Here is a 21,076-nt window from a genome sequence, read left to right on the forward strand (position 1 = left end):
CACCTGACCTCTCACGACCGAGGAGACACATGATCGTCCGCACGCTCGACGAGATCACCGACACCGAGGCCGACATCAAGAGCGAGAACTGGCGCTCCAAGCGCATCGTCCTCGCCAAGGAGCGCGTCGGCTTCTCGGTGCACGAGACCACGCTGTACGCCGGGACCGAGAGCTTCTTCTGGTACGCCAACCACATCGAGGCCGTCTTCATCACGTCCGGCGAGGGCGAGATCGAGGACCTGGCCACCGGTGAGGTGCACGAGCTCAAGCCCGGCACGCTGTACCTGCTGAACGACCACGACAAGCACAAGGTGCGCCCGCGCACCGACATCACGTGCGTCTGCGTCTTCAACCCGCCGGTCACCGGCCGCGAGGTGCACGACGAGAACGGCGTGTACCCGCTCGTCACCGAGCCGGAGCCGGAGACCACCGCGGCGGTCTGACCCTCCGTGCGCCGCCCGCGTGCCGGTCCGGCCGACCGGGCGTCGCCGTCTCGAGGAGCGTGCCCCCTCGTCCCTCCACGGGACGAGGGGGCACGCTCATGTCGTCTCCGGGTCCACCAGGTCGGCCAGCCGGCGGCGCAGGAGTCGGCGGTCCCCCTCGCGGTCCACGAGCGCCAGGGCGGTCCGCAGGGCGTCGGCGGCCTCACTCGCCCGCCCGAGCCGAGCGAGCAGGTCTGCTCTGACACCCGCCAGCAGGTGATAGCCGGCCAACTCCGGAACGCCGGCGACGGCGTCCAGCGCCTCCAGCGCCGCACCAGGGCCGTGAACCTGCGCGACGGCGACCGCCCGGTTCAGCGCGACGACGGGCGATCCTGTCATCTCGCCCAGGACGTCGTAGAGCGCGAGGATCTCGGTCCAGTCCGTCTCCGTGCCGTCCGCCGCCCGAGCGTGCAGCGCCGCGATCGCGGCCTGCACCTGGTACGGGCCCGGCCGTCGTGCCGCGAGCGCGGCGTCGAGCACCTCCAGACCCTCGGCCGTCTCGTCCTGGCGCCACCGCATCCGGTCCTGCTCCGCCAGGACGCGGGTCGCACCGTCGGGCCCGGTACGGGCCTCCCGCCGGGCGTGCTGGAGCAGGAACAGGGCGAGCAGCCCCTGCGCCTCGGGCTCGTGGGGCAGCAGCCGCGCGACCATGCGCGCGAGCCGCACCGCGTCGTCGGCCAGTGCTCGACGGGCGGTGGTGCCCTCAGCGGCGTCGGTGGGCTCGGCCCACGCGTCGTAACCCTCGGTGAAGAGCACGTACAGCACCGCGAGGACCCCCGCCGTGCGGTCCGCCAGGAACGTGGGCGGCGGCACGCGGAAGACGATCCCCGTGGCGCGGATGCGGCGCTTGGCCCGGACGAGCCGCTGCGCCATCGTCGGCTCGGGGACGAGGAAGGCCCGGGCGACCTGAGCGGTCGTCATGCCCGTGAGGGACCTCAGCGTGAGCGCCACCCGCCCGTCCAGCGGTATCGCCGGGTGGCAGCACGTGTACAGCAGGCGCAGCAGGTCACCGTCGGGGTCGTCGGTCTCCCACGCCTCGTCCTCCAGCCCGAGCGCGACCTCGTCGGGCACCGGGTCACCCGCGGCGCCGGCGGCGCGCAGGCCGCCGTCCACCCGCTCCCCGAGACGCGCCGCCGCGGTGGTCTTCTCCCCCTCGGTGCGACGCCGCCGCAGGACGTCGATCGCGTGCCGACGAGCCGTCGTCGTCAGCCAGGCACCCGGCCGGCCGGGGACGCCGTCCCGAGACCACGTCCGGAGCGCGGTCGCGAACGCCTCCTGCGCCGACTCCTCCGCGAGGTCGAGGTCGCCGGTGCTGCGCGCGACGGCGCCGAGGACGCGCCCCCACTCGCTGCGGAACGCGTCCTCGACCGCGGACGCCGCACCCGTCACGCCGCCGGGTCCCCGCCCGTCGGCCAGAACGGGTGCACCTCGATCGTCGATCCGCCCCACGAACCAGGGTGCTCGGCGGCGATCGCGAGCGCCGCCGCGAGATCCGGCGCCTCGATGATGTCGAAACCGCCGATGATCTCCTTCGAGTCCGCGAAGGGGCCGTCGGTCACGACCGTCGCACCGTCGTGGACCCGCACTCGTCGATGTCAGGGGTCGGGCCACGGTCCGGGACGTCGGGTTCGCGCACCAGGAACAGGTACCGCATCATCGGTCACCTCCCTGCTGCCCGTCGAGGTCCAGCGGCCAGAAGGGGCGCAGCTCGATCGCCCCGAGGTGCGCCATGGGATGCTCGGAGGCGACGGTGATCGCCGTGTCGAGATCGGGGGCCTCGATGATGTCGAAGCCGCCGATCGCCTCCTTCGACTCCGAGAACGGACCGTCGGTCACGAGCACCTTCCGGCCGCGCACCCGGACGCCGACGGCGTCCTCGGGCGGACGCAGCCGGTCCCCGGCCGAGGCCGTGCCGTCGCCGTAGTAGCGGTCCACCCAGTCCTCGATCGCCGGGGCGCCGCTCTCGTCGACGGCGTCCGGGTCCTGCGGGGTGCTGAGCACCAGCATCAGGTAGCGCATCACTGCCTCCTCAGCGGATCCGGGCGTCCGGACGGACGTACACGACAGGTCCGAACATCGCGACGTCTGCGGCCTCGATGCCGTCGCCAACACCGTACCGCCGCTCGGCGACGTACCGCCGGTGGCGCTCCACCTCGGGTCCTCTGCACAGGATCGTCGACACGAATCGCATCATGGACTCCTCGCTCCGTGCGGCCCTGGTGGCCGCGTCACCACCTCGACGAACGGGGGACGCCCGGATCGACACCCGGAGCGGAGCAGGATCGACCTCGTCCGGTCCGGCCCTCAGCCGATGCGGTAGCCGTCCCTGCGCAGCCGGTCCAGCACCGCCGCCCGGTGGTCGTACCCCTTGGTCTCGAGCTGCAGCGTCACGAGCACCTCGGAGATCTCCAGCGTGGTGTCCGTGCGGCGGTGGTCCACCCGCACGATGTTGCCCTCGGCGGCGGCGATCGTCTCCAGCAGGGTGGCCAGCGCACCCGGTTTGTCGTCCAGCCGCACCGAGAGCTGCAGGTACCGGCCCGCGGCCACGAGTCCGTGCTGCACCACGCGCTGCAGCAGCAGCGGGTCGATGTTCCCACCGGTCAGCACCGGCACCACGGTCCCGGTGTAGGCGTGGGGCGTGGCCATCACCGCTGCGACGGACGCGGCCGCCGACGGCTCGACGACGAGCTTGCCGCGCTCGGCCACCATCAGCAGCGCGCGGGACATCTGGTCCTCCGTGACGGTCCGCACCTCGACCCCGAGCCGGGTGAGCACCTCGAAGGGCACGTCGCCGGGCGTGCCGACGGCGATGCCGTCCGCCATCGTCGCGCCCAGGTCACCGGCCAGCGGGCGCCCGGCGGCCAGCGAGGCCGGGTACGCGGCGGCCGACGCCGCCTGCACACCGACGACCCGGACGTGCGGTGCGAGCTCCGCCAGCACCGTGGCGATGCCGGCCACGAGCCCGCCGCCCCCGAGGGGCACGACCACCGTGCCGACGTCGGGCACCTGCTCGAGGATCTCGAGCGCGACCGTGCCCTGACCCGCCACGACGTCCACGTGGTCGAACGGGTGGATCAGCACCTTGCCCGTGCGAGCGGCCTCCGCACGCGCGGCGCTCAGCGCCTCGTCCACGCTGGCACCGAGCTGGCGCACCTCGGCACCGTAGCTCCGCGTGGCCTCCAGCTTGGGTACCGAGGCGCCCTGCGGCATGTAGACGACGGCGGGGATGCCGAGCTGCTCCGCGGCGAGCGCGACGCCCTGCGCGTGGTTCCCGGCGGAGGCCGCGACGACGCCGCGCTCCTGCTGCTCCGGCGTCAGGCCCGCGAGCCGCGTGTACGCACCGCGGATCTTGAACGACCCGGCGCGCTGCAGGTTCTCGCACTTGAGGACGACGTCGGCCCCGGCGATCTGCGTCAACGCCCGGAAGGGGTGGACCGGCGTGCGCGTCACCACCGGTGCCAGCAGCTCGGCGGCCGCCCTGACGTCGGCCAGTGTCACACGATGGATGGGGTGCGGTGCTGTCACGTCCTGCTCTCTCCTGCCGGTCCGGCATCGTCAGCCGGTGCGGCAGGAACATCACCCGGGGTGGTGGGTGCTGCACCGGCGTCGTCCTGCGACGCGCCCGACCGGCTCGGCCACAGGAGCGTACCTGGCAGGTCCGCGAGGGAGGGACGGCGGCGCAGCAGCGGCAGATGGTCGTCGGTGCCGAGCTCGGGGAACTTGTCGTGCCCGTGCAGGTACTGCATGACGGTGTTGAGGACGGCGGCGAGCGGCACTGCGAACAGCGCCCCGATGAGGCCCGCCGCAAGGCTGCCGGCCGCGACGACCAGGACCACGGCCACCGGGTGCAGGGAGACCGCGTGGCCCATGAGGAACGGCTGGAGGATGTGGCTCTCCGCCTGCTGGACCAGCAGCACGATGCCGAGCATGATCGCCGCGGCGACCCACCCCTCGGCCACGAGGACGACGGCGCAGGCGATCGCGCCGGTCACGATGGCGCCGAGGATCGGGACGAACGAGCCGACGAAGACGAGGATGCCGATCGGGATCGCGAGTGCCGGGACGAAGAACGCGGAGCCGATGCCGATGCCCAGGGCGTCGACCAGGGCCACCAGGATCTGGGTGCGCACGTAGGACGACAGGGTGACCATGCCGCGCCGGCCGGCCTGGTGGACCTTCTCCCGGGCGGCGATCGGCAGGATGTTGACGACCCAGGTCCAGATGCTCCGGCCGTCCTGCAGGAAGAAGATCGTGCAGAAGAGCGCGATGATGATGCCGACCAGCACGTGGCCGACCGTCGTGGCGGCGCCGAGCGCGCCGGTGATCAGCGACGAGCTCTGGTCCGCGACCATGTCCTGCGCCTGGCTGCCGAGATCGCTCAGCGTGGCCGTGTCGAGGCCGAGCGGTCCGTCCGACAGCCAGCTGAGGAACTCCTCGAAACCCGCCACAGCCTGGTCCCACAGGTCCTGGAAGCCGTTGACGATCGACTGGCCCGCGATCACGATCAGGCCGGTGACGAACGCGATGAGTCCCAGGATGGACAGCGCCGTGGCCAGCCCGCGGGGCACGTGCCACCGCTCGAGCGTGAGCCGCAGGGGGCGCAGCAGGATGGTGATGAGCAGGGCGATCGCGACCGGGACGGCGATCGTCTTGAGCTGGGCGAGCAACCAGAAGAAGCCGGCGACACCGGCAGCGATGATCAGCAGCCGCCACGACCACGCCGCAGCGCCCCGCACGCTGGCGGGGACCATGTCACGTCCGTTGGCAGACGTCTCCTGAGGGGCGTTCACGGACCCACACTAAATGGCCGGAAGCAGCGCTGCGCGACGATGTCGCGGCAGGTCCGGGGTTCGCCGACGGCGGAACGGTCAGTCCGTGTCGAGGGTGCGCCGTTGCGGGTGGACCGTCTCGCCGCGCTCGAGCATCGCGACGAACTTCGCGGCGTTGCGGACCCTCGTCTCCTCCTTCTTCGCCGTCGTCAGGCGGTGCAGGATCGCGAAGCGGTTCTGGGAGGTGAGGATCTCCCACATCGCTGTCGCGCGCGGGCTCTCCGCGAGCGCCGCCGTGAGCGCGGGGGCCATCTCGATCGTGGCCGGCCCGGCGTAGGCGGCCTCCCAGCGGCCGTCCTGCTTCGCGCGGTCGATCTCCGCCTGGCCACGCGGGCGCATCCGGCCCTCGTCGATCAGCCGCGCGACGATCTCGCGGTTGCGCACGGACCAGATGCTGCGGCGTCGTCGCGGGCAGTACCGCTGGAGGCTCGTGGCGCCGTCACGGCTCTTCGCCTGCGCGTCGATCCAGCCGCTGCACAGCGCCTCCTCCAGCGCCGCGGCGCGGGTGAGGGTGGTCGGGGCGTCCTGGCCCTTGCGCGCCAGGACCAGCCAGACGCCGTCGGGCGCGGAGTCCTCGTGCTCGTCGAGCCACGCACGCCAGGCCGCCGCGTCGGGCAGCAGGAACTCGTCGACGTCGACCGGTTGCGTCATGCTGCGACGCTACGCCCAGCCCCCGACACCCCGCACCCCCTCTCTGCGCTGTGGGGGGGCCCCCCCCCCCCCCCCCCGGGCGGGGCCCCCCCCCCCCCGCCCCCCCCCCCCCCCCGGGCGGGGGGGGGGCCGGGGGGCCCCCCCCCCCCCCCCGCGGAGGGGCGGGCGACGACCACGGAACACCCGCGCGCCCCGCATCGTTGCGCAGGTGCGGGGTCGGCGGAACGCCCCCGCACCGCACCAAGGAGGCGACGCGATGTTCGAGAACCTGTTCGGCCAGTCGGCCAAGACCACGATGGTGACCCCCGAGGACGCCCTGCCGGGCCGTGAGTCGCCGATCCTGCCCGCCCCGCGGTCGCACACCGTCCTGGGGACCTCGCTCACCGGCCCGTGGGAGCCGGGCACGCGCGTGCTCTACCTCGCGATGGGCTGCTTCTGGGGCGCCGAGGAGATCTACTGGCAGGTCCCCGGCGTGGTGAGCACCGCCGTCGGCTACATGGGTGGCACGACGCCGAACCCCACGTACGAGGAGGTGTGCTCGGCCCGCACGGGGCACACCGAGACGGCGATGGTCGCGTACGACCCGTCCCGGGTGAGCGAGGCCGAGCTGCTCAAGATCTTCTGGGAGCGGCACGATCCGACCCAGGGCTTCCGCCAGGGCAACGACGTGGGCACCCAGTACCGCTCCGGCGTGTACTGGACGACGCCGGAGCAGGCCGAGGCGGTACACACCACCGCCGAGCAGTACGGTGAGGTGCTTGCCGTGAAGGGCTACGACCCGATCACCACCGACATGCGGCCGGCCGTCGAGGCAGGGCCGTTCTACTACGCCGAGGACTACCACCAGCAGTACCTGTCGGACGCGAAGAACCCGCACGGCTACCGCTGCCACGCCACGACGGGAGTGCCGTTCCCCGCGGCGGTCTGAGCGGGCCACGAGCGCCGCATGGCGGAGAGCGCCGTGCTCACGCTCCGCCGTCCGGCGACCGCTCGCCGACGTCCACGCCGGCAGGCTCCCAGAGCTGGACCCGGGGTGCCCTCGGGGTCGGTCAGGTCGGCGAAACGGCCGTTGGGGTACTCCTGCACGAGCGCGGAAGAAGACGCCCCCGATACCTCGGACGGTCTCCATGCGCCGGGCCTACGACGCGCGGCCGCGCCGGGCGCCTCGCACGGACCGGTAGCAGGCGTCAGTGGCCGCTGCCACGATGGGACGGTGCTGCTGTCCGAGCTCGTCACGACCCACGCCGCGGTCGCCGCGACACGCTCGCGCCTGCGCAAGCGCGAGCTGCTGGCCGGGACCCTGCGTCGTGTCGCCGACGACGGTGACGCTGCCGACGCGTCCCAGGAAGCCGCAGGTGCGCCGTCGGGACGCCAGGCCGACGAGGCCGAGATCGTCGCCTCGTACCTCTCGGGGCGCCTGCGGCAGCGCCGCACCGGCGTCGGCGGACGGTCCCTGACCGACCTGCCGCCGGCAGCCACCGACCCGACGCTCACACCCGTCGAGGTCGACCGCGCCTTCGAGGCCATGTCCGCGCTGACCGGCGCCGGTTCCCACGCCGCCCGTTCCGACGCCCTCGCCCGGCTGCTGGCCCGTGCCACGCCGGACGAGCAGCGCTTCCTGCGAGGGCTCGTGCTGGGCGAGCTGCGCCAGGGTGCCCTCGACTCCCTGCTGCTCGACGCCATCGCCGCGGCGGCGGACGTGCCGCCGGAGGCCGTCCGGCGGGCCGCGATGTTCAGCGCCCCGTCGGGTCCGATCGCCCGGGCCGCGCTCGCCGGCGGCGTCAGCGCCCTCGAGACCTTCCGGCTGCAGGTCGGGCGTCCGGTCCGGCCGATGCTCGCCTCGTCCGCCCCCGACGTCGTCGGCGCGCTCGACCGGTTCGACGGCGCCGAGGTGGCCGCGGACGTCAAGCTCGACGGGATCCGCGTCCAGGTGCACGTCGTCGGCGACGACGTCGCGGTGTTCACCCGCTCCCTGGACGACATCACCGAGCGGCTGCCGGAGGTCGTGTCCCTCGCACGTGCGCTCGACGTCCAGGCCGCGGTGCTCGACGGCGAGGCCCTCGCCCTGGACGACGCCGGACGCCCGCGCCCGTTCCAGGAGACTGCCGCGCGCGCCGGGACGCACGACGTCGGCCCCACCGCACCGTCGGTACCCCTGAGCGTGCGGTTCTTCGACGTCCTGCACCTCGACGGCGCCGACCTGCTGGACGCCCCGGCCCACGAGCGCCTCGCCGCGCTGGACCGCGTCGTGCCGCCGGCCGCCGTCGTCCCGCGCGTCGTCACCGCCGATCCCGACGCCGTCCAGACGTTCTTCGAGGACACCGTCGGCGCCGGGCACGAGGGCCTCGTCGTCAAGGCACTCGACGCCCCGTACGACGCCGGACGGCGCGGTGCAGCCTGGGTCAAGGTCAAGCCGCGGCACACCCTCGACCTCGTGGTGCTCGGCGTCGAACGAGGATCGGGCCGCCGCGAGGGCTGGCTGTCCAACATCCACCTGGGGGCACGCGACCGGGACACCGGCGGGTTCGTGATGCTGGGCAAGACGTTCAAGGGGATGACGGACGAGACCCTCGCCTGGCAGACCGAGCGGTTCACCGAGCTCGCCGACGGGCCGACGGACGGCTACGTCGTCCGGGTACGACCCGAGCAGGTCGTCGAGATCGCCTTCGACGGGGTGCAACGGTCCCGGCGCTACCCCGGTGGCGTCGCCCTCCGCTTCGCACGGGTGGTGCGCTACCGCGACGACAAGACGGCCGAGGAGGCCGACACCCTCGCGCAGGTGCGCGCCCTCGGCAACATGCCCGGCTGAGGCGGGGGCTCGTCGGCCCGTCAGCGTCCGCGCCCCCGGTTCCCGCCGCCGCGTGGACGCTGCGTCCGGGCCCGACGAGCAGCCGCAGCCCTCTTGCCCTCGGCGCCGCCGGCACCACCCTTTCCACCGGAACCGCCCTTGCCGACCGTCTTCTTCGACGGACGCGCCGCTTCCGGAGCCCCCCGCCCGCGCGAGCTGTTGGCGGTGCGCCCGCGCACGATCCCGACGAGCTCCTCGACGAGCTCAGCCACCCCGTCCGCCAGCCCGTCCCGCCGCCAGACGAGCCCGACCGGAGACTCGGGCGCGCCGTCGACCACCCGGTGCACCGTGTCCTTGCGGTGGTGCAGCCGCGCGAGGGACATCGGCGTCACCACGACGCCGGAACCCGCCGCGGCCCACGCGATCGCCTCCTCGGTCGAGGCCGGCTCGGGCTCCACCAACGTGCCCGAGCCGTCGTCGTACGCCTCGGGGCGCAGGCCCGGACGGCCGGTGCCCGCGCCGAACAGGACGTCGTCGCGCGGGACCCACAGGACGTCGTCGCCCAGGTCCTCTGCCGCGACGTGCTCCGACTCCTCGGTCGCCGCGACCAGGTGGCTCTTCGAGGCGACGACGACCGGCAGCTCCGAGTAGAGCGGGATCGCGTGGAAGACCTCCTTGTCGACGGGCAGGCGGCCGATGGCCGCGTCCACCTCACCGTCACGCAGGGCGGACGGCACGTCGGCGGCGCCCACGGGGACCAGCTCGAGGAACACCCGGGGCAGCCGTTCCCGCCAGGTCCTCGCCCACTTGCCGGGAGTCGCCCCGGGGACGTAGCCCAGCCGGAACCGAGGGCCGTCCTGCCGGTCGGGACCGACGTCGTCGGCCCCGGTGTCGCCCGGCACGGGGCGGGTGTCGTCGCTCACGCGACCAGGTTACGGGGCGCTGCGGCCGCCCACCGGCGACTAGGCTGGGCCCATGGCCGGAACCCCCTTCTCCCAGCAGGTCCTCAAGCCGACGAACGCGGCGAAGAAGCTCGGGGTGTACCTGCCCGCCACGCCGCCCGAGTTCCAGGAGCACGGGATCACGCGCGCCGAGCTCGAGAAGCTCGAGGAGCAGCCGCCCGAGTGGCTCTCCGAGCTGCGCCGGAACGGACCGCACCCGCGGCCCGTCGTCGCCGGCCGCCTGGGCGTCTCGATCGCCGGGCTGGCGCGCGGCGGCATCACCGACCCGCTCACCACCGAGCAGATCAACGAGCTGCGCGGAGACCCGCCCGAGTGGCTGGTCCGCGAGCGCGAGACGGCCGAGAAGGTGCGTGCCGAGGAGGAGCGGGTCGCGGCCGAGGCTGCGCAGGCCGCGAAGAAGGAAGCCCGCGAGAACCGCTGATCCGCCGGCCGCGGCGCGATCTGGACGGCAGAGATCAGCCCTCCCCGGGCACCTGATCCGTCCCGGCGACCCGGTCCGTGTGCCCCAACGCCAGATCCGGCGCGACGGCGTCCCGGATCGCCTTCTTGAGCGGTGGGATCTCCGGGAACCCGCCCTCCGCCTTGCGATCCCAGAGCAGCACCGGCTCCGCGCCCGACGACGGCACCAGCTCCACGCGGAACACCCCGCCCGTCCCCGGCACGAGCGCGACCTCGCCGAGCCGCGTACGGAACGTCTGCAGCAGCTCCTGGGCGACCCACGCAGCGCGCATCAACCAGCGGCACTGCGTGCAGTAGGTGATGGTCACCCGGGCGTCCGACGACGTGGCTTCGTCCATGCGGCCAGACTACGGTCGTCCCGTGACCTCCCCCGCCGCACCGTCGTTGACCGCCCTGCTCGACCAGCTGGTCCCCTGGCCCGCCGACGGCACCCGCCCCGACGCTCCCGTCGCCGTGGACGCCACCGACCGCCTGCTGCTGACCGAGGCGGCTCCGCTCGTCGCCGACGCCGGGCCAGGTGCCGCACCAGGCGGCGTCGTCGTCCTCGGGGACCGGTTCGGGGCACTGACGCTCGGCGCTCTCGCCCTGGGGGCCGACGTGGTCCGCGTCCATCACGACACGGTCGACTCCGAGGCAGCGGCGCGCCACAACGCGGCCCGCGCGCAGGACGCGCTCGGGACGGCGGCCGTACCAGACCGCGTCGTCACGTCGGACGAGCTCGGCCCCAGCCTGCTCGACGGCGCCCGCCTCGTCCTGCTGCAGCTGCCCAAGTCGCTGGGCGAGCTCACCGAGATCGCGGAGGCCGTCGCCCGGTATGCCGCCGACGACGTCACGCTCCTCGCCGGCGGCCGCATCAAGCACATGACACGCGCCATGAACGACGTGCTCGGTGACCGGTTCGAGTCCGTGCACGCCACCCTGGCGCGCGGCAAGTCCCGCGCCCTGGTGGCCACGACGCCCCGGCCCGAGGCCCGCTCGGCCGCTCCGCTCTACCCGGCCCGTGTGCGCCTCACCGATCCTGAGCTGCTCGCAGCGGCCACGCCCACGCACGACGGCGCCGCACCGGCCGAGCACGTGGACGTCGTCGCGCACGGGGGCGCCTTCGCCGGTGCCGGCCTCGACCACGGCACCCGGTTCCTGCTGAGCACGGCGGGGCGCTGGCCGGCGGCGTCCCGGGTGCGCGACGCCGTCGACCTCGGCTCCGGCACGGGGCTGCTCGCGGTGGTGCTGGCACGCCGCTACCCGGACGCCCGGGTGGTCGGCACCGACCGGTCGGCGGCGGCGGTCGCCTCCACGCGGGCCACCCTCGCGGCGAACGGCGTGCAGGGCACCGTGACGAGGAGCGACGCCGGTGCCGACCTGGCCGACGCGAGCGCGGACCTCGTGCTCCTCAACCCGCCGTTCCACGACCGGTCGGCGGTGAGCACCGACGCGGCGCACCGCATGTTCGCCGCGGCCGGCCGGGTCCTGCGCCCGGGCGGCGAGCTGTGGTGCGTGTTCAACACGAAGCTCCGCTACCGCGGCTCGCTGGACCGCGCCGTCGGCCCCACCGAGCACGTGGCCCAGGACCCCCGCTTCACGGTCACCCGCTCGCGCAAACCCTGACCCCTCCACACCCCCAACCCCTCGCGTGGTGGACGAGGCTGAGCCGGACACACAAGAGCGGGGCGAAGGAAGCCGTGCGAGCTCGTCATCTCCCGAAGTGGAGGGCCCCCTGGGGCCCGTGAACGCGAGCTCGCACGGGTTCCTTCGCCCCGCTCGAAACCAAGAACGCTCAGCGCACGCCCACGACGTCGACGACGAAGACCAGCGTCGCCCCGCCGGGGATGCCGGCCTGCGGCACGCCGCGCGAGCCGTAGCCGTGCTCGGCCGGGATGGACAGCAGCACGCGGTCGCCCACGTTGCGGCCCACGAGGCCCTTGTCCCAGCCGCCGATGACGGCGCCCACGCCGATCGGGAAGTCGATCGTCTGACCGCGGTCCCAGGAGTTGTCGAAGACGTCGCCGCCCCAGGTCTGGCCGAGGTAGTTCACGACGATGGTGCGGCCGGCGTCGACGACGGGCCCGTCGCCCTCGGCGAGGACCTGCACCTGCAGACCGGTCGGCGCGTCGCCCTCCGGGAACGTGATCTCGGGCTTGTCGCCGAACGAGCCGGTGGCGGTGGGGAGCGTGGTCACGGGATACCTCATCCGTTCTCGGGGAGCCGCGGGTCGTGTCTCCCTGCGGCAGGTGCGCGTCAAGCCTACGCGGGGTCGCCGGCCACCTCGCGCAGCACGTCCACCGCGGCGCGGACCGGCGGCGTGTGGGCGACGGCGTCCTGCACCACCGCGTAGATGGTCCGCGAGGGGGTGGGACGCACGGCGGGGACGCCGATCGTCCCCGGTGGCAGGTGCACGGCGCCGAGCTCGGGGAGCACGGTGATACCGATCCCGGCCGCGACGAAGGCCAGCGCGGTCGGGTAGTCGTGCGCCTCGACGCGGAACGCCGGGCTGAACCCGGCCGCACGGCAGGCCTCGAGGAGGTTGCGGCGGCACCAGCCGCGGGCGAAGTCGTTGTCGATCCAGGCGTCGTCGGCGAGCTCGGCCAGCTCGACCTCGTCGCGGCCGGCGAACGGGTGGTCCACCGGCAGGACGGCGACGTACGGGTCGTCGAGCAGGTGGTGCGCCGTGAAGCCCTGGCCGGGCTCGTACCCGCGCCGGGCGACGGCGACCTGGAGATCGGCGCGCTGCGCAGCGTCGGTCGGCACGTCCTCGCGCAGCTCGAGCTCGAGGCGCAGCCCGGGGAACCTGTCGGTGAGCGTGCTGACCACGCGCGGCAGCCAGGCCGCCCCGACGGAGGCGAAGTACGCGATGGAGAGCCGTCCGGTGCGGCCCGAGCGGAGGTCGGCGATGAACGACTCGGCCTCGCCGAGCCGCGCGAGGACCCCGTCGGCCTGGGCCGCGAGCGCCTCGCCGGCCGCGGTGGGCCGCACGCCGCGGCCGTGCCGGGCGACGAGCTGCAGGCCGGTCTCGCGCTGCAGGGCGGAGACGTGCTGGCTCACGGCCGACGGCGTGTAGCCGAGGTTGGCGGCGGCCGCGGCCACGGAGCCGCTCGCCACGACGGAGCGGAAGATGCGCAGGCGGTGGACGTCCAGCATGCCATGAACAATACAGCGGTACTGAATGATGCGATAGATATCGGGACTGGTGCTGAACCTTCGCTCGGTCCACCATCGATACATGACCACGAGCAGCACCGCAGCGACCGCGCCCGCCACGGGACCCCGCGCCACGGCACCTCGCGCCACCGGACCCAGCGCCACGACCCGCCGCGCCGGACGTCTGACGGCCGCCGCCATGACCGTCACCGTGCTGCTCTGGGCCTCGGCCTTCGTCGCGATCCGCGCCGTCGGCCACGACGTCGACCCCGGCCCCCTGACCCTCGGCCGCGTCGCCGTGGGCAGCGTCGCGCTGACGGCGATGCTCCTCGTCGTGCGCGCCCGCCGACGCGCCCGCGCTGCCACCACGAGCGTGCCGGCCACCACCGGCGTGCCGGCCGGCCCTGGGCGGACGGCGGTCCCGCGCGGACGCGTGCTGCTCCTCGTCCTGGTCTGGGGCGTGGCCTGGTTCGGCGCGTACAACCTCACGCTGAACGCCGCCGAGCAGCACCTGGACGCCGGTACGACCGCCCTGCTGGTGAACATCGCCCCGATGCTCGTCGCCGTCCTCGCCGGCGCGCTCCTGGGCGAGGGGTTCCCTCGACGGCTCCTGGTCGGGATCGCCGTGGCGTTCGCCGGCGTCGTCGTCATCGCCACCACGACCTCCTCGGGCCGGTTCGATGCCGTCGGCGTCGTGCTGGGCCTCGTCTCCGCCGTCCTGTACGCGGGCGCCGCGACGCTCCAGAAGCGGCTGCTGCCCCGTGTCGACGCCCTCACCATGACCTGGCTGGGCTGCCTCGCCGGCACGGTGGCCTCCCTGCCGTTCCTGCCGGGCCTGGTGAGCCAGGTGTCCGGGGCAACGACGTCGACCGTGCTCGGCATCGTCTACCTCGGGGTCTTCCCCACGGCGATCGCGTTCAGCACCTGGGGGTACGTGCTGACGCGAGCGAGCGCCGGGCGCACCGCCGCCACGACCTACGCGGTGCCGGCCGTCGTCGTCCTGCTGTCGTGGGCACTCCTCGCGGAGGTGCCCGCTCCGGCCGCGCTGCTCGGTGGCGCCCTGGCCCTGGCGGGCGTCGCGGTGGCCACCCTGCCGACGCTCCGGCGCCGACGTGCCGCCGCGACGAGCTCAGCCTGACGGCGGGCCCAGGGCGGCGGCCTTGGCCTCCAGCACGCCGCGCTCGCGCTCGTTGCCGCACCGCTGCGCCGCGGTCTCGAGCTCGCGCCGGGCCTCGTCACGCCGCCCCAGCCGGGACAGCAGCTCGCCCCGCACGCTCGGCAGCAGGTAGGACCCGGCCAGCGCGCCGGAGCCGACCAGCACGTCCACGATCTCGAGCGCCGCCTCCGGCCCGGACGCCATCGACACGGCCACCGCCCGGTTGAGCTCCACCACGGGCGACGGCGCCACCCGGCCGAGCGCCTCGTACAGCCGGACGATCCGCGCCCAGTTGGTGCCGTCCACCGAGTCCGCGACGTCGTGCTGCTCGGCGATGGCCGCCTGCAGCGCGTAAGGGCCCAGCCCCCGACCGGCTGCCTCGGCACGCGCGAGGGCGGCCCGGCCGCGCCGGACCGCCGAGGCGTCCCACCGCCGCCGGTCCTGGTCGGCCAGGAGGATCGGCTCACCGTCCGGGCCGGTGCGTGCCGGGAAGCGGGCGGCCGTCAGCTCGAGCAGGGCGAGCAGCCCGGCCGCCTCGGGCTCGTCGGGCATCAGACGCGACAGGACGCGCGCCAGCCGGATCGCCTCCCGGGCGAGGTCCGTCCGGATCCAGTCACCACCGCCCGACGCCGAGGAGCCCTCCGTGAAGATCACGTACAGCACGTTCAGCACCGATCCGAGCCGCGCGGGCCGCTCGTCCGCGGGCGGCACCTCGAACGGGACCCGGGCCGCGCCGAGCTGCTTCTTCGCCCGGGTGATGCGCGCCTGGATCGTCGGGGTGGGGACGATGAAGGCCCGCGCGATCTCCTCGCTCGTCAGTCCCCCGACCACCCGCAGCGTCAGCGCGACGCGCGCCTCCTTGGGCAGCACCGGGTGGCAGGAGGTGAAGATCAGGGCGAGCTTGTCGTCCTCGATGCGGTCGGGGTCCCACAGCAGGTCGGGCTCGTCGTCGCCCGACGGCGTGGCCCCGGCGTGCACGCCGCCCTCGTCCAGGTCGCGGGCGAACGCCGCGTACCGCACGTCGCGGCCGGCCCGACGGCGGAACGCGTCGATGGCCCGACGGCGCCCGGTGGCGAGGAGCCAGGCCGTCGAGTCGCGGGGCACCCCGTCGCGCGGCCAGCTCACGAGGGCCTCGGCGACGGCCTCGGACGCCACGTCCTCGGCCAGCGCGAGGTCACCGGTGTAGCGGGCCAGCGCACCGACGATCCGCGCGGACTCGATGCGCCAGGTCGCCTCGAGCGCACGGCGCCCGGTGTCGGGACCATCGTCGGTCCCGACACCGGACGCCGGAGCCGGGGTGCCGTCGTCGGGCACCCCGCGCGGTGCGCTCACTCGGTCCCGAGGTCCTTGCGCCACTCCTTCTCCTTCTGGATCCACTCGTTGTCCTGCGGGAAGTCCTCGTCGCCGTTCACCCGGCGGACCTCGAGCTTCGTACCCGGGCCGCTCAGCGGCGCGCGCTTGGCCCACTCGACCGCCTCGTCGCGGGTGGAGACGTCGATGATCCAGAAGCCGTTGAACAGCTCCTTCGTCTCGCCGTACGGCCCGTCCGTCACCACCGGGGTGTCGGTGGAGAAGTCGACGACGGCGCCCTCGGACGCGTCGGAGAGCCCTTCACCGGCGGAGAGCACCCCGGCGTCCATCATGGACTCGTTGTAGCGGCCCATGGCGGCGATGACCTCGTTGAAGTCCGTCTGCTCGTAGGCAGCCTGACCTTCGTCGGTCCCGCGCATGATCAGCATGTACTTCGGCATGGTTCCTCCTCGAAAGACGTTCTCGGCGTGGTGCGGTTCAGAGCTGGCCGGTGCGCTCGCGCCAGGCGCGCTCCGCCTGGATCCACTCGTTGTCCGCGGGGAACTCGTCGATCGTGGGGATGCGGCGGATCTCGGACTTCATGCCCGGGCCTGCCAGCGGGGCCTTCTTCGCCCACGCGACGGCGTCGTCGATGGTGGGGACGTCGAGGATCCAGTAGCCGTTGAACAGCTCCTTCGTCTCGCCGTACGGCCCGTCCGTGACGGTCGGCTCGTCCGTGGAGTAGTCGACGACGACGCCCTTGTCGGCCTCCTCGAGCCCTTCGGCGGCCACCAGCACGCCGGCCTCGATCATCTCGTTGTTGAAACGCCCCATCGTCGCGAGCATCTCGTCGAAGTCGATGCCGGAGTCGGCGAACGCCGCCTCCGCCTCGTCGGTGCTGCGCATGATCAGCATGTACTTGGCCATTCTTCTCATCTCCCGTGATGTGGTGGCCCCGTCTGGACCTTCTCACCCCCAGGTCGAACGGGAAACCCGGGGATCGACACGTCACGTCACAAGTGTGTGAATCTTCTTGGCCCGACGGGGCACGGACTGGCGTCCGGCCCCCCGGGCAGAGCAGTCTGGTGTCATGATGCTCGATGCCCAGCCGACGCCGCGCACCGACGGCCGCAGCTCCTTCCCCTCCATCGCGGAGTACGCGTTCCTGTCCGACTGCGAGACCAACGCACTGGTCGCCCCCAGCGGCGCCATCGAGTGGATGTGCCTGCCCCGGCCCGACTCGCCCAGCGTCTTCTCGTCGATCCTCGACCGGGGAGCGGGCATGTTCCGCGTGGGGCCGCACGGCGCCCGCGTCCCGGTGGCGCGCCGGTACGTGCCGGGCACCCTGATCCTCGAGACCACCTGGCAGACGTCGACGGGCTGGCTGGTGGTGCGGGACGCGATGGTCATGGGCCCGTGGCACAACGTCGAGGAGCGCTCGCAGACGCACCGGCGCACGCCCACCGACCACGACACCGAGCACGTCCTGCTGCGCACCGTGAAGTGTGTGTCGGGCACCGTCGACCTCGAGGTGGTCTGCGCCCCCAAGCCGGACTACGCCCGGGGGGAGCCGGAGTGGGAGTACCTGGACGACGGCTACTCCTCGGTCGTGGCCAGGATGGGCGGCAAGAACCCGGACCTGCGCCTCAGCTCCGACCTCCGGTTCGGGCTCGAGGGGCAGCGGGCGCACGCCCGCACCCGCCTCGAGGAGGGGCAGACACACTTCGTGGCGCTCGCCTGGTCCTCGCTGCCTGCTCCCGCGACCTGGGACGAGGCCTTGGAGAAGATGTGGCGCACCGAGCAGTTCTGGCGCGACTGGATCACGCAGGGCTCGTTCCCCGACCACCCGTGGCGGATCTTCCTGCAGCGCTCGGCGCTGACCCTCAAGGGCCTGACCTACGCGCCGACAGGTGCTCTGCTGGCCGCGGCCACGACGTCGCTGCCCGAGACGCCGGGCGGCGAGCGCAACTGGGACTACCGCTACGCATGGATCCGGGACTCGACGTTCGCTCTGTGGGGGCTGTACACCCTGGGCCTGGACCGCGAGGCGAACGACTTCTTCGCGTTCATCCAGGACGTTTGCCAGGACAACAAAGAGCTGCAGATCATGTACGGCGTGGGCGGCGAGGAAGAGCTCACCGAGTCGGAGCTGTCCCACCTGAGCGGCTACGAGGGGGCCAGTCCGGTGCGGATCGGCAACGCCGCCTACGACCAGCGCCAGCACGACGTCTGGGGCGCGGTGCTCGACTCGGTCTACCTGCACACGCGCAACCGGGAGCAGCTCCCGGAGGCCCTGTGGCCGGTGCTCAAGTGTCAGGTCGAGCAGGCCGCCAAGCACTGGCACCTGCCTGACCGCGGCATGTGGGAGGTGCGTGGCGAGCCGCAGCACTTCACGTCGTCCAAGCTGATGTGCTGGGTGGCGCTCGACCGTGGTGCACGCCTCGCCCGCCTCTACGACGAGCCGGACTTCGCCGCGCAGTGGCAGAAGCTCGCGGACGAGATCCATGCCGACATCTGCGCCAAGGGTGTCGACGAGCGCGGCGTCTTCACCCAGCGCTACGGCGACGACGCGCTCGACGCCTCGCTGCTGCTGGTGCCGCTCCTGCGGTTCCTGCCGCCGGACGACGAGCGTGTGCGCGCCACGGTGCTGGCCATCGCCGACGAGCTCACCGAGGAAGGCCTGGTGCTGCGCTACCGGACCGAGGAGACCGACGACGGTCTGCGGGGCGAGGAGGGCACGTTCACCATCTGCTCGTTCTGGCTCGTCAGCGCGCTGTGCGAGATCGGTGAGATCGAGCAGGCGCGCACCCTGTGCGAGCGCCTGCTGTCCTTCGCGTCCTCGCTGAACCTGTACGCCGAGGAGATCGACCCGCACACCGGCCGGCACCTCGGCAACTTCCCGCAGGCGTTCACCCACCTGGCCCTCATCAACGCGGTCATGCACGTGATCCGGGCCGAGGAGGAGCCCACGGACCACCGCGCGTTCCGTACCCCCCGAGGCGCCTGACCGCCGAGGTCGTGGCAGGCCAGCCGGGGTAGTAGTCGGCCCGCCGAGATCGTGGCGCATCGCACGCGCCGTGCCTCTTGCCCTCTTTGGCTAATGCCATTAGCCTCAGGGGCATGGGCAATAGCCGAGCACTCCGGCACCTCGATCGGCCCGAGGGCCGCCTCACCTACACCGACACGTCCCCCGCCGACGGCGGCGGCCCGCTCCTCGTCGCCGTCCCCGGCATGGGAGACCTGCGTTCCACGTACGACGACGTCACCCCGGCCCTGGTGGAGGCCGGCTGGCGAGTCGTGGTCGCCGACCTGCGCGGCCACGGCGACGCGGACACCACCTTCACCCGGCACGGCGACGACGCCACAGGCTCCGACCTGCTGGCGCTCGTCGAGCACCTCGACGCCGGCCCCGCCGTCCTGATGGGCAGCTCGATGGGGGCGTCCGCCGCCACCTGGGCGGCCGCCGAGCGGCCCGACCTCGTCCGCGGGCTCGTGCTGCTCAGCCCGTTCCTGCGCGAGACCACCTCACCCGGCAAGCAGCGGCTGCTGCACGCGGCCTACCGCGTGCTGTTCACCCGGCCGTGGGGCGCCGCCGTGTGGGCCGGCTACTACTCGATGATCAGCAAGGGCCGGCGCTCGCCCCGGCACACCGAGCACGTCGCGCAGGTCAGGTCCGCGATGTCCGACGCCGACCGCCTGCGCTCGTTCCGGCACCTCGCCCTGGCGCTCGACCACGGCGTCGTCGAGCGCCGTCTGGCGCAGGTGCAGGCACCGGCGCTCGCCGTCGTCGGCGCCCTCGACCCCGACTTCACCGACCCGGCCGCCGAGCTCGCCTGGGTGCGCGAGGCGCTGGGTGTGCCGTCGGAGCACAGCGTGCTCGTCCCGGACGCGGGGCACTACCCGCAGCACCAGACGCCCGACGTCGTGGTCCCGGCCGTGCTCGGATTCCTCGCCGGGCTTCCCGCGGCGGGTGGTCGGCATGGCTAGGGCCGGGCTGTCGCGCAAGGCCGTCGTCGGGCTGGCCCTCGAGGTGGTCGACGACGGCGGCCCGGACGGGTTCTCCGGTCTGACGCTCGCCCAGGTCGCGTCGCGGGCCGGCGTGGCCACACCGAGCCTGTACAAGCACGTCGGTTCGTTGGCGGAGCTGCGCCGCGAGATCTCCGTCCGCGCCGTCCGCGAGCTCACCGCCCTCGCCTCCCGCGCGACCGTCGGGACGGCAGGGCCCGACGCCGTCCGCGCCATGGCGCACACCTGGCGCCACTACGCCCGCGCGCACCCAGGGCGGTACGTCGCCACCCAGGTGGGGCCGGACCCCGACGACCCGTCGCACGCCGAGCACCGCGCGGCAGCCGCCGAGAGCGTCGCCGTCGCGGTGGCGACGCTCCGCGGCTTCGACCTGCCCGAGGACGGCGTGGTCGACGCCGTCCGCGCCGCCCGGTCCGCCGTGCACGGCTTCGTCACCCTCGAGCTCGGGGGCGGTTTCCGGATGCCGCAGGACGTGGACCGTAGCTTCGACGTTCTGGTCGACATGCTCGTGGCCGGGATCTCCGCACTCGCTCACCAGGACTCCCCGTGAGCGACGTCGTCCGGACCGCGCGCTGGACCGCGGCCGGCGCCGTCGGCGCGGCCGCCGCGTTCCTGCTCTTCCCCGTCCTGCGCCCCTGGCCCGACGAGACGGTGCCGACGGCGGCGCTCGCCGAGGCGTTCGCCTCCGACCGCTGGGTGGCGGCGCACCTCTGCGGGATCCTCGGCATCGGGCTGCTGGCGCCGACGCTGCTCGGTCTCCGCGCGCTGCTGGCCCGGCACGCCGGCCGTTCGTCCGCCGAGGGCGCGGCCACCGCGGCGGTCGTGACGGCCTGGGCGGGCGCCGGACTGTCGGCGTTGTACTTCGGGGCGGAGACCTTCGGCCTGCGCGTCATCGCCCGAGCCGCACTGCGCGAGGCGGACCTGTCGTTGCTCGATCAGGTCGACGTCCTGCGCCAGCAGCCGACGGCGGTCGTCCTGTTCGGGCTCGGACTGCTGCTGGTCGCGGCGGCCGGCGTGCTCACCGCCGTCGCGCTGTGGCGTGCCGGGGTATCGCCACGCTGGGCCGGGATCCCGCTCGCCGTCGGCCTCGTCCTGTTGCTGCCGCAGTTCTGGGCTGGGCCCGGGGTCCGCATCGCGCACGGGGTGCTCGTGGCGGTCGGGATGCTGCTCGTAGCGCGTGCGGCCGTCCGGCTGGCACCCGCGCGCTGAGCCGGGCGCTGCGGGACGACGACGGGCGGCCCCCCCCGTGGGGGTGGGCGGGCCCGGGGGGGGGGGCGGGGGGCGGCCGGCGGCCCCCC

At 73.7% G+C, this 21,076-nt stretch carries 24 protein-coding genes; 10 read left to right on the forward strand and 14 right to left on the reverse strand.

Annotated features, from left to right (window positions below; all coding sequences use genetic code 11):
* Nucleotides 1–29: 29 nt before the first annotated feature.
* Nucleotides 30–443, forward strand: a complete 414-nt coding sequence (locus tag ACH5HR_RS10420; protein ID WP_402377502.1) for an ectoine synthase — start codon at nt 30–32, stop codon at nt 441–443.
* A gap of 96 nt (nt 444–539) precedes the next feature.
* Here the strand turns inward: ACH5HR_RS10420 and ACH5HR_RS10425 are convergent, their stop codons facing one another.
* From ACH5HR_RS10425 to ACH5HR_RS10455, 7 genes are all read right to left on the reverse strand, one after another.
* The gene (locus tag ACH5HR_RS10425) at nt 540–1,871 is read right to left on the reverse strand and encodes an RNA polymerase sigma factor (protein WP_416477741.1); all 1,332 of its coding nucleotides are present in this window, start codon (nt 1,869–1,871) and stop codon (nt 540–542) included.
* Entirely contained in the window at nt 1,868–2,041 is a 174-nt protein-coding gene (locus tag ACH5HR_RS10430; RefSeq protein ID WP_402377508.1) for a YciI family protein, read from the reverse strand. Before ACH5HR_RS10430 ends, ACH5HR_RS10425 begins: the two co-directional genes overlap by 4 nt.
* A gap of 94 nt (nt 2,042–2,135) precedes the next feature.
* The gene (locus ACH5HR_RS10435) at nt 2,136–2,501 is read right to left on the reverse strand and encodes a YciI family protein (RefSeq protein WP_402377510.1); all 366 of its coding nucleotides are present in this window, start codon (nt 2,499–2,501) and stop codon (nt 2,136–2,138) included.
* Nucleotides 2,502–2,511: 10 nt separating this feature from the next.
* On the reverse strand, nt 2,512–2,676 hold the full coding sequence (locus ACH5HR_RS10440; RefSeq protein ID WP_416477742.1) for a hypothetical protein: 165 nt from the start codon (nt 2,674–2,676) through the stop codon (nt 2,512–2,514).
* 110 nt (nt 2,677–2,786) lie between these two features.
* Nucleotides 2,787–4,007 carry a threonine ammonia-lyase gene (ilvA, locus tag ACH5HR_RS10445; protein ID WP_416477743.1) on the reverse strand — a complete coding sequence of 407 codons (1,221 nt, stop codon included), beginning with the start codon at nt 4,005–4,007 and terminating at the stop codon, nt 2,787–2,789.
* Nucleotides 4,004–5,233: an AI-2E family transporter gene (locus ACH5HR_RS10450; protein ID WP_416477744.1), complete on the reverse strand. Its 1,230-nt coding sequence runs from the start codon at nt 5,231–5,233 to the stop codon at nt 4,004–4,006. Before ACH5HR_RS10450 ends, ilvA begins: the two co-directional genes overlap by 4 nt.
* A 117-nt stretch (nt 5,234–5,350) precedes the next feature.
* Entirely contained in the window at nt 5,351–5,962 is a 612-nt protein-coding gene (locus ACH5HR_RS10455) for a YdeI/OmpD-associated family protein (protein ID WP_416477745.1), read from the reverse strand.
* 256 nt (nt 5,963–6,218) lie between these two features.
* On the opposite strand from ACH5HR_RS10455, the gene msrA reads away from it, so the two are divergent.
* Together msrA and ACH5HR_RS10465 are read left to right on the forward strand one after the other, a co-directional pair.
* Entirely contained in the window at nt 6,219–6,890 is a 672-nt protein-coding gene (gene msrA / locus ACH5HR_RS10460; protein ID WP_416477746.1) for a peptide-methionine (S)-S-oxide reductase MsrA, read from the forward strand.
* A 285-nt stretch (nt 6,891–7,175) separates the two neighbouring features.
* Nucleotides 7,176–8,771, forward strand: a complete 1,596-nt coding sequence (locus ACH5HR_RS10465) for an ATP-dependent DNA ligase (protein ID WP_416477747.1) — start codon at nt 7,176–7,178, stop codon at nt 8,769–8,771.
* Nucleotides 8,772–8,791: 20 nt separating this feature from the next.
* On the opposite strand, the gene ACH5HR_RS10470 is transcribed toward ACH5HR_RS10465, so the two are convergent.
* Nucleotides 8,792–9,673 carry a LysR substrate-binding domain-containing protein gene (locus ACH5HR_RS10470; protein WP_416477749.1) on the reverse strand — a complete coding sequence of 294 codons (882 nt, stop codon included), beginning with the start codon at nt 9,671–9,673 and terminating at the stop codon, nt 8,792–8,794.
* Nucleotides 9,674–9,725: 52 nt separating this feature from the next.
* Here ACH5HR_RS10470 and ACH5HR_RS10475 point away from each other — a divergent pair, with 52 nt between their 5' ends.
* Complete coding sequence (locus ACH5HR_RS10475; protein ID WP_416477750.1) at nt 9,726–10,133, forward strand: DUF5997 family protein; 408 nt, start codon at nt 9,726–9,728, stop codon at nt 10,131–10,133.
* Nucleotides 10,134–10,167: 34 nt separating this feature from the next.
* Here the strand turns inward: ACH5HR_RS10475 and ACH5HR_RS10480 are convergent, their stop codons facing one another.
* Nucleotides 10,168–10,509 carry an Rdx family protein gene (locus tag ACH5HR_RS10480; RefSeq protein WP_416477751.1) on the reverse strand — a complete coding sequence of 114 codons (342 nt, stop codon included), beginning with the start codon at nt 10,507–10,509 and terminating at the stop codon, nt 10,168–10,170.
* 22 nt (nt 10,510–10,531) lie between these two features.
* Here ACH5HR_RS10480 and ACH5HR_RS10485 point away from each other — a divergent pair, with 22 nt between their 5' ends.
* Complete coding sequence (locus ACH5HR_RS10485) at nt 10,532–11,776, forward strand: class I SAM-dependent methyltransferase (RefSeq protein WP_416477752.1); 1,245 nt, start codon at nt 10,532–10,534, stop codon at nt 11,774–11,776.
* A gap of 169 nt (nt 11,777–11,945) precedes the next feature.
* Here ACH5HR_RS10485 and ACH5HR_RS10490 read toward each other — a convergent pair whose 3' ends face one another.
* Nucleotides 11,946–12,347 carry an FKBP-type peptidyl-prolyl cis-trans isomerase gene (locus ACH5HR_RS10490; RefSeq protein ID WP_402377550.1) on the reverse strand — a complete coding sequence of 134 codons (402 nt, stop codon included), beginning with the start codon at nt 12,345–12,347 and terminating at the stop codon, nt 11,946–11,948.
* 65 nt (nt 12,348–12,412) lie between these two features.
* The gene (locus tag ACH5HR_RS10495) at nt 12,413–13,306 is read right to left on the reverse strand and encodes a LysR family transcriptional regulator (RefSeq protein ID WP_416477754.1); all 894 of its coding nucleotides are present in this window, start codon (nt 13,304–13,306) and stop codon (nt 12,413–12,415) included.
* An 82-nt stretch (nt 13,307–13,388) separates the two neighbouring features.
* Between ACH5HR_RS10495 and ACH5HR_RS10500 the strand changes: the two genes are divergently transcribed.
* Complete coding sequence (locus ACH5HR_RS10500) at nt 13,389–14,444, forward strand: DMT family transporter (protein ID WP_402377556.1); 1,056 nt, start codon at nt 13,389–13,391, stop codon at nt 14,442–14,444.
* Here the strand turns inward: ACH5HR_RS10500 and ACH5HR_RS10505 are convergent.
* The 3 genes from ACH5HR_RS10505 to ACH5HR_RS10515 are packed head-to-tail and all read right to left on the reverse strand — an operon-like array spanning nt 14,436 to nt 16,679.
* Complete coding sequence (locus tag ACH5HR_RS10505) at nt 14,436–15,794, reverse strand: RNA polymerase sigma factor (protein ID WP_402377558.1); 1,359 nt, start codon at nt 15,792–15,794, stop codon at nt 14,436–14,438. The genes ACH5HR_RS10500 and ACH5HR_RS10505 overlap by 9 nt on opposite strands.
* On the reverse strand, nt 15,791–16,213 hold the full coding sequence (locus ACH5HR_RS10510; protein ID WP_402377561.1) for a YciI family protein: 423 nt from the start codon (nt 16,211–16,213) through the stop codon (nt 15,791–15,793). The genes ACH5HR_RS10505 and ACH5HR_RS10510 overlap by 4 nt, the downstream gene beginning before the upstream one ends.
* Before the next feature lie 37 nt (nt 16,214–16,250).
* Nucleotides 16,251–16,679, reverse strand: a complete 429-nt coding sequence (locus ACH5HR_RS10515) for a YciI family protein (RefSeq protein ID WP_402377564.1) — start codon at nt 16,677–16,679, stop codon at nt 16,251–16,253.
* Between the two features lie 163 nt (nt 16,680–16,842).
* Between ACH5HR_RS10515 and ACH5HR_RS10520 the strand changes: the two genes are divergently transcribed.
* From ACH5HR_RS10520 to ACH5HR_RS10535, 4 genes are all read left to right on the forward strand, one after another.
* Nucleotides 16,843–18,759 (forward strand): glycoside hydrolase family 15 protein, encoded by a 1,917-nt coding sequence (locus ACH5HR_RS10520; protein WP_402377567.1) that lies wholly within the window; start codon nt 16,843–16,845, stop codon nt 18,757–18,759.
* Between the two features lie 113 nt (nt 18,760–18,872).
* Complete coding sequence (locus ACH5HR_RS10525) at nt 18,873–19,739, forward strand: alpha/beta fold hydrolase (protein WP_416477756.1); 867 nt, start codon at nt 18,873–18,875, stop codon at nt 19,737–19,739.
* Entirely contained in the window at nt 19,732–20,328 is a 597-nt protein-coding gene (locus ACH5HR_RS10530) for a TetR/AcrR family transcriptional regulator (protein ID WP_416477757.1), read from the forward strand. Before ACH5HR_RS10525 ends, ACH5HR_RS10530 begins: the two co-directional genes overlap by 8 nt.
* Nucleotides 20,325–20,987: a hypothetical protein gene (locus ACH5HR_RS10535; protein WP_416477758.1), complete on the forward strand. Its 663-nt coding sequence runs from the start codon at nt 20,325–20,327 to the stop codon at nt 20,985–20,987. Before ACH5HR_RS10530 ends, ACH5HR_RS10535 begins: the two co-directional genes overlap by 4 nt.
* Nucleotides 20,988–21,076: the final 89 nt, after the last annotated feature.

This window comes from Isoptericola maris (assembly GCF_048065335.1).
GTDB lineage: Bacteria > Actinomycetota > Actinomycetes > Actinomycetales > Cellulomonadaceae > Isoptericola > Isoptericola rhizosphaerae.

Coding starts and splice junctions, on each gene's coding strand:
- ACH5HR_RS10420 (WP_402377502.1), top strand. CDS start 30: ATGATCGTCCGCACGCTCGACGAGATCACCGACACCGAGGCCGACATC.
- ACH5HR_RS10435 (WP_402377510.1), bottom strand. CDS start 2,501: ATGCGCTACCTGATGCTGGTGCTCAGCACCCCGCAGGACCCGGACGCC.
- ACH5HR_RS10440 (WP_416477742.1), bottom strand. CDS start 2,676: ATGATGCGATTCGTGTCGACGATCCTGTGCAGAGGACCCGAGGTGGAG.
- ACH5HR_RS10450 (WP_416477744.1), bottom strand. CDS start 5,233: ATGGTCCCCGCCAGCGTGCGGGGCGCTGCGGCGTGGTCGTGGCGGCTG.
- ACH5HR_RS10455 (WP_416477745.1), bottom strand. CDS start 5,962: ATGACGCAACCGGTCGACGTCGACGAGTTCCTGCTGCCCGACGCGGCG.
- msrA (WP_416477746.1), top strand. CDS start 6,219: ATGTTCGAGAACCTGTTCGGCCAGTCGGCCAAGACCACGATGGTGACC.
- ACH5HR_RS10475 (WP_416477750.1), top strand. CDS start 9,726: ATGGCCGGAACCCCCTTCTCCCAGCAGGTCCTCAAGCCGACGAACGCG.
- ACH5HR_RS10480 (WP_416477751.1), bottom strand. CDS start 10,509: ATGGACGAAGCCACGTCGTCGGACGCCCGGGTGACCATCACCTACTGC.
- ACH5HR_RS10495 (WP_416477754.1), bottom strand. CDS start 13,306: ATGCTGGACGTCCACCGCCTGCGCATCTTCCGCTCCGTCGTGGCGAGC.
- ACH5HR_RS10500 (WP_402377556.1), top strand. CDS start 13,389: ATGACCACGAGCAGCACCGCAGCGACCGCGCCCGCCACGGGACCCCGC.
- ACH5HR_RS10510 (WP_402377561.1), bottom strand. CDS start 16,213: ATGCCGAAGTACATGCTGATCATGCGCGGGACCGACGAAGGTCAGGCT.
- ACH5HR_RS10515 (WP_402377564.1), bottom strand. CDS start 16,679: ATGGCCAAGTACATGCTGATCATGCGCAGCACCGACGAGGCGGAGGCG.
- ACH5HR_RS10520 (WP_402377567.1), top strand. CDS start 16,843: ATGATGCTCGATGCCCAGCCGACGCCGCGCACCGACGGCCGCAGCTCC.
- ACH5HR_RS10525 (WP_416477756.1), top strand. CDS start 18,873: ATGGGCAATAGCCGAGCACTCCGGCACCTCGATCGGCCCGAGGGCCGC.
- ACH5HR_RS10530 (WP_416477757.1), top strand. CDS start 19,732: ATGGCTAGGGCCGGGCTGTCGCGCAAGGCCGTCGTCGGGCTGGCCCTC.